This window comes from Methylobacterium sp. WL12 (assembly GCF_008039475.1).
Classification (GTDB): domain Bacteria; phylum Pseudomonadota; class Alphaproteobacteria; order Rhizobiales; family Beijerinckiaceae; genus Methylobacterium; species Methylobacterium cerastii.
Map to the genome: position 1 here is coordinate 1 of NZ_VRUW01000228.1, position 832 is coordinate 832.

An 832-nucleotide genomic window follows, 5' to 3' on the forward strand; every position below is an offset into this window, starting at 1 on the left:
TGGCGCGCGAGAGCGTGATCCATCCAGGCCCCTGCGCCTGCCCGTCCTGCGGTGGGGTCCTGCGTCGGATCGGCGAGGACGTGACGGAGACCCTCGATTACGTGCCCGGCCGCTTCAAGGTGGTCCGCCACGTGCGCGAGGCGTTCGCATGCCGATCCTGCGAGGGGATGGTGCAGGCGCCCGCCCCGCATCACGCCATTGCCCGTGGGCGCGCCGGAGCCGGGCTGCTGGCCCATATCGCGGTGGCCAAGTTCGACGATCACCTGCCGCTCTACCGCCAGGCCGAGATCTATGCCCGGGACGGGGTAGACCTGGCCACCTCGACCCTGTCGGGCTGGGTGGGCGCGACGGCCGCCGCCCTCTCGCCGCTGGTCGACCTGCTCCGCCAGGACGTCCTGGCGGGCTCGGAGGTCCTCTACGGCGACGACACCCCTGTCCCGGTGCTGGCGCCGGGCCTGGGCCGGACGAAGACCGGGCGGCTCTGGGTCTATGTGCGCGACGAGCGGTCCCATGGCGGCGTGCGTCCGCCGGCCGCCGTGTTCCTGGCCTCCCCCGACCGCAGAGGCGAACGGCCGCTGGCGCATCTGGCCGGGTTCCAGGGCGTGCTGCACGCCGACGGCTATGCCGGCTTCAATCGCCTCTACGAGGGCGGGCGCACCGGCGGTGCCCTGATCGAGGCGGCGTGCTGGGCCCACACCCGGCGCAAGTTCTTCGACGTGCACGCCAAGACCGGCTCGGCCATCGCCGGGGAGGCGCTGGAGCGCATCGGCGCCCTCTACGCCATCGAACGCGAGATCGCCGGCCAGCCGCCCGATGAGCGACAGCGACGGCG

1 protein-coding gene is annotated in these 832 nt (G+C 73.3%); it reads left to right on the top strand.

The annotated features are described in order from the left end of the window. The coding region (locus FV226_RS27640; protein WP_147765423.1) for an IS66 family transposase at positions 1 to 832 on the top strand (832 nt) is incomplete at both ends.